The sequence below is a fragment of the Streptomyces sp. UH6 genome (genome assembly GCF_013421635.1).
Classification (GTDB): Bacteria; Actinomycetota; Actinomycetes; order Streptomycetales; family Streptomycetaceae; genus Streptomyces; species Streptomyces abyssomicinicus.
Genome location: NZ_JACADT010000318.1, coordinates 1 through 5,741, shown reverse-complemented (window position 1 = coordinate 5,741; position 5,741 = coordinate 1). Strand labels below are relative to the sequence as shown.

Annotated in this window: 4 protein-coding genes; 3 read left to right on the top strand and 1 reads right to left on the bottom strand. The window is 72.5% G+C overall.

The features are described 5' to 3' along the window. The coding region (locus HW445_RS16435; RefSeq protein WP_180221770.1) for a M1 family metallopeptidase at positions 1-1,547 on the top strand (1,547 nt) is incomplete at its 5' end. Positions 1,548-1,792: 245 nt separating this feature from the next. Next, entirely contained in the window at positions 1,793-3,271 is a 1,479-nt protein-coding gene (gene hflX / locus HW445_RS16430; RefSeq protein ID WP_180221769.1) for a GTPase HflX, read from the top strand. A 286-nt stretch (positions 3,272-3,557) separates the two neighbouring features. Here hflX and HW445_RS16425 read toward each other — a convergent pair whose 3' ends face one another. After that, a complete protein-coding gene (locus tag HW445_RS16425; RefSeq protein ID WP_180221768.1) occupies positions 3,558-4,775 on the bottom strand; it encodes a serine protease in 1,218 nt (405 codons plus the stop codon). Between the two features lie 270 nt (positions 4,776-5,045). Here HW445_RS16425 and HW445_RS16420 point away from each other — a divergent pair. Next, on the top strand, positions 5,046-5,741 hold a 696-nt coding region (locus HW445_RS16420; protein WP_180221767.1), incomplete at its 3' end, for an aminotransferase class III-fold pyridoxal phosphate-dependent enzyme.

The window sequence follows — 5,741 nt, the reverse complement described above, 5'->3', positions numbered from 1 at the left end:
CCCCGGACCCCACGCCCGCCGCACCGCTCGGCGTCGGCGACCGTCTCTTCCCCGAGTTGGGCAACCCCGGCTACGACGTCCGCTCGTACGACCTGCACTTCACCTACCCGGGCTCCAACACCCGCCCCATGCAGGCGGTCACCGTCATCGAGGCCCGGGCCACCCAGCGCCTGGACCGGCTCAACCTCGACTTCGCGCACGGCAAGGTCTCCTCGGTCACGGTGGACGGCGCGAAGGCCGCGTTCACCTCCGCCGGGGAGGACCTGGTGATCACGCCGCGCACCGCGCCGGCGGCGGGCGACACCACCCGCGTCGTCGTCCGGCACACCAGCGACCCGCGCCCGCCGGAGGGACAGGGGCACGGCTGGGTGGTGACCAAGGACGGCCTCGCCATGGCCAACCAGGCCGACGCCGCCCACCTGGTCTTCCCCTGCAACGACCACCCGTCCGACAAGGCGCTCTACACCATCCGCGTCACCGCCCCCACCACGCTGACGGCCGTGGCCAACGGGCTGCCCGAGAAGGACGGGAAGAGCGCCGGGGCCGGACGCGCCGCGCAGACCCGCACCTGGACGTACCGCAGCAAGCACCCCATGGCCACCGAACTGGTCCAGGTCTCGGTGGGCCGCTCCGCCGTCGTCCGGCGTCAGGGCCCGCACGGCCTGCCGCTGCGCGACGTCGTCCCGGCCGCCGACCGGCAGAAGCTGGAACCGTGGCTGGCGAAGACCCCCGACCAGATCGACTGGATGGAGGGCAAGGTCGGCCCCTACCCGTTCGAGACCTACGGGATCCTCGTGGCGGACGCCGCCACCGGGTTCGAGCTGGAGACCCAGACGCTCTCCCTCTTCGAGCGCTTCCTGTTCACCGAGCCCGCCATCCCCGCCTGGCTGGTCGAATCCGTCATGGTGCACGAGCTGGCCCACCAGTGGTTCGGCGACAGCGTCACCCCGGCCACCTGGTCGGACGTCTGGCTCAACGAGGGCCACGCCACCTGGTACGAGGCGCTGTACGGGGAGGAGACCGGGCACCGCACGCTGGAGGCGCGGATGAAGGCCGCGTACACCTCCTCCGACACGTGGCGCGCCGCGGGGGGACCGCCCGCGGCGCCCAAGGTCCCCGCGGAAGGGCAGAAGATCGGCATCTTCCGTCCGGTGATCTACGACGGATCGGCACTGGTGCTGTACGCGCTGCGCCAGGAGATCGGACGGCACGCCTTCGAGCAGGTGGAGCGTGCCTGGGTGCACCGGCACCGGGACGGGACCGCCACCACCGCCGACTTCGTCCGGCTCGCCTCCGAGATCGCCGGACGTGACCTGGACGGCTTCTTCCGGGCCTGGCTCCACGACACCCGCACGCCGCCGATGCCGGGGCACCCGGACTGGACGTCCGACGCCCCCAAGGCCGACGGCAAGCCCGCCGCCGGACGCACGGTCGTTCCCGCGGCGGGGCTCGGCCGGCACGGGCACGGGCATGCGCACCTGGGGCATGCGCACCTGGGGCATGCGCACCTGGGTCATGACCACGCGGGGCACGACCACGTGGGGTGAGTGCACATGAGGTGAGGGCACGTGGGCCGAGCGCACGTGGGCCGAGCGCACGTGGGTCGAGGGCACATGCCGCCGCGCGGGTGCACCGCCGCCCGCCGCGGCGCATAACCCGGTGACGGGGCGGCGGCGCCGTGGGACCATCGTGGGGCGCGGGCGGGTTGCCCGGGAATCTCCCGGGGCACCCGGACGTTGTGACCAGTGACGGACCGTACGGCCGTCACTCCACCCTTCGACGTAAGGACCCAATGACCTCCTCTTCATCCACTTCCCAGGACTCCGAGCGTTTCGCGCACGCCCTTCGGGCCGATGCCCTGATGGAAGAGGACGTCGCCTGGAGCCACGAGATCGACGGCGATCGGGACGGCGACCAGTTCGACCGCTCCGAGCGTGCGGCCCTGCGACGCGTCGCAGGTCTGTCCACCGAGCTCGAGGACGTCACCGAGGTCGAGTACCGGCAGCTCCGCCTGGAGCGGGTCGTACTCGTCGGAGTGTGGACCTCGGGCACGGCGCGGGACGCGGACAATTCGCTGGCCGAGCTGGCCGCCCTCGCCGAGACGGCGGGCGCGCTGGTGCTGGACGGCGTGATCCAGCGGCGCGACAAGCCCGACGCGGCGACCTACATCGGTTCCGGCAAGGCCAACGAGCTGCGGGACATCGTCATCGAGTCGGGCGCGGACACCGTGATCTGCGACGGTGAGCTCAGCCCCGGACAGCTGATCCACCTCGAGGACGTCGTCAAGGTCAAGGTCATCGACCGGACCGCGCTGATCCTCGACATCTTCGCCCAGCACGCCAAGTCCCGCGAGGGCAAGGCGCAGGTCGCGCTGGCGCAGATGCAGTACATGCTGCCGCGCCTGCGAGGCTGGGGTCAGTCGCTGTCCCGTCAGATGGGCGGCGGCAAGGGCGGCGGCCTCGCCACCCGCGGTCCCGGTGAGACCAAGATCGAGACGGACCGTCGGCGGATCCGCGAGAAGATGGCGAAGATGCGCCGGGAGATCGCGGAGATGAAGACCGGCCGTGACGTGAAGCGTCAGGAGCGGCGCCGCAACAAGGTGCCCTCGGTCGCCATCGCCGGTTACACCAACGCCGGAAAGTCGTCGCTGCTGAACCGCCTCACCGGCGCCGGCGTCCTGGTCGAGAACGCCCTGTTCGCGACCCTGGACCCGACCGTGCGCCGGGCCGAGACGCCCAGCGGGCGGGTGTACACGCTGGCCGACACCGTCGGCTTCGTGCGCCACCTGCCGCACCACCTGGTCGAGGCGTTCCGCTCCACCATGGAGGAGGTCGGCGACTCCGACCTGATCCTGCACGTGGTGGACGGCTCGCACCCGAACCCGGAGGAGCAGCTGGCCGCGGTGCGCGAGGTGATCCGTGACGTCGGCGCCACCGGTGTGCCGGAGATCGTCGTGATCAACAAGGCGGACGCGGCCGACCCGCTGGAGCTCCAGCGGCTCATGCGGGTCGAGAAGCGCTCCATCGCCGTTTCCGCCCGCACCGGGCAGGGCATCGACGAACTGCTGGCGCTGATCGACGCCGAGCTGCCGCGTCCGGCCGTCGAGGTCGAGGCTCTGATCCCGTACACCCACGGCAAGCTGGTGGCGCGGGCGCACACCGAGGGCGAGGTGATCTCCGAGGAGCACACCGCGGAGGGGACCCTGCTGAAGGTGCGGGTGCACGAGGAGCTGGCCTCGGACCTCGCTCCGTACACGCCGGCCGCCGCGTAACACGTCAGCGGTCCCGGCCCGCCGGCCAGGCGCGCATTTCGGGCAACGAGAAAGGGCCCGCCCCGGTCAGACCGGGGGCGGGCCCTTCGTCGTGCACGGGCGGCCGCCGGCTTCCGCCGGCCAGGCGCGCATTTCGGGCAACGAGAAAGGGCCCGCCCCGGTCAGACCGGGGGCGGGCCCTTCGTCGTGCACGGGCGGCCGCCGGCTTCCGCCGGCCGCCGCCCGCGCACGGACCACCGCGCGCTCAAGGGCTACCGCGCGCTCACGGACTACTGCGCGCTCAGGACTACTGCGCGCCCACGGTCTCGTAGAGCTTCTTCGCCTGCTCGTCGAGACGCGGTCCGGCCAGCCAGCCCGCGCTGATCGGGCCGATGGAGGTGTTGGACACCAGCGCCGGCTTCCCGTTCACCTCGGCGATCCAGCCACCGCCGGAGGAACCGGCCGTCATCGTGCAGCCGATGCGGTACATGGTCGGGTCACTCGCCACGACGGACAGGCGGCCCGGCTTGTCCTGGCACTGGAACATCCGCTCACCGTCGAACGGCTCCGCGGCCGGGTAGCCGGTCGCGGTGATGCTGTCGATGTCCGGCACGGCCGGGGCGTCGAACCCCACCGGCATCGCGGCGCCGACCGTCTCCTCCAGCGACTTCCCGCCGCCGTTCTCCGGGGTCACCTTCAGCACGGCGTAGTCGAACGGAGCCCCGTTGCCGCCGGTCTGACCGCCCTGCGCGATCCACTCGTCGGAGGTCATCGCGACCTGGGCCCACCACAGGCCGTGCGGAGCGATCTTCTCGGGGGCGGCGCCGGCCAGCTCCTGCCCGCTCATGGCCTGGTCGTTGTAGGCGGGCACGAAGGCGATGTTGCGGTACCAGCCGCCCTCCTTGCCGGCGTGCACGCAGTGGCCGGCGGTCCACACCAGGTTGGACTTCCCCGGGTTGGCCGGGTCCTCCACGACCGTCGCCGAGCAGACCATGGTGCCCTGCGGCCCGTCGAAGAAGAGCTTGCCCGCGGTCGGCGCCGAGTCGCTGTACGGGGCGGAGACCTCGGCGGCCTCGACCGGCGCGGGTGTCGGGTCGGTCACGCCCTGGTCGTCGGCGATGTCGCTCTCGTCGACCGTGCTGTCCGGCTCCTCGGCCTCCCGCATGCGGTCGGGGTTCCAGAGGTCCTCGATGATCGGGTTGATGAACTGGTCGGCCTCGCGCAGCCAGTCGTCCTTGTCCCAGTTCTTCCAGGCGCCGCCGCGCCACTCCTCCAGGTCTATCCCGTGTTCCTTGAGCTTGTCGGTCAGCTCCTGGGGAATCTTGATCTTGCCCTCGTCCGGGAGGGACACGGCCGGCTTGTCGGCGGCCTCGGTGTCCTCCGGACCGCAGGCTCCCGCGGTGAGGGCGAGGGCCGAGGCGAGGACCACGGCCGCGAAAGGGCGGAAGGCTCCGCGCCGCGAGCTCGCTGTCCGGCCCGTGGTGGTCTCCCGGCCGGTCGGGAACGGCGGGCGTATGGGTCGCATGTTCAGGACTCCCCCTGGCGTGTGCGCTTGGACGTGGCGGGACCGGTCACCCACGGTGCCCGATCGGCCACCCCACCCTAGGGGGTGGCTGTGGGTGGTCGCCGACGGGCAGGCAACGGTTCCGTCACGAGGGGCGGACGGAGGTGCCCACCAGGGGGTTCCGGCGCGCGACCCGGCGTGCTTCCTCCTCCGCTGCTTTCCCGGAACTTCACTTTCACCCGTGTCCCCGACGGAGGGACGGCAGTTGAAGCGGTGAGGGGACGGCTGTCCATGGGCGGCCCCGAAGTCGTCAGGCGGCGGGAGGACCAGAGGGTGGCCTTGACCGGGACGGTGCGCAGGCAGTCGCTGCGGGAGTCGTCGGCGCGGACCTACGCGCGTGCCCTGCCGATCGTGCCGGTGCGCGCCCGGGGGATGACCGTCGAGGGCGCGGACGGCCGCCGCTACCTGGACTGCCTCTCCGGCGACGGGGCGCTCGCGCTGGGCCACAACCACCCCGTGGTGCTGGCGGCGGTGCGTGGGGTGCTGGACTCCGGTGCGCCCATCGGCGTCCTGGACCTGTCCACGCCGGTGGAGGAGCGGTTCCTCGCCGAACTGCTGGCCACGCTGCCGCCCGGGCTCGCGCCGGGCGCCCGGGTCAGGTTCTGCGGTCCCACCGTCGCCGAGGCCCTGGCCCTGGCAGCCGGGCCGGTCCAGGGGGTGGGCGGGGTCGTCGACGGGAGCGGCGTGGTCGTCGAGCCGGTGTCGGACGACCGGCTGCGGCGACTGCGGGAGAGCACGCGCGAGCGGGGCGTTCCGCTGATCGTCGACGAGACGGTGACGGGGGTCGGGCGGACCGGCGCGTTCTGGGCCGTGGAGCACAGCGGTGTGACGCCCGACGTGATGGTGCTGGCCAAGGCGATCGGGGGCAGCCTGCCGCTGGCCGTGGTGGTGCACCGGGAGGACCTGGACCTCGCCCCCGTGGCGGGC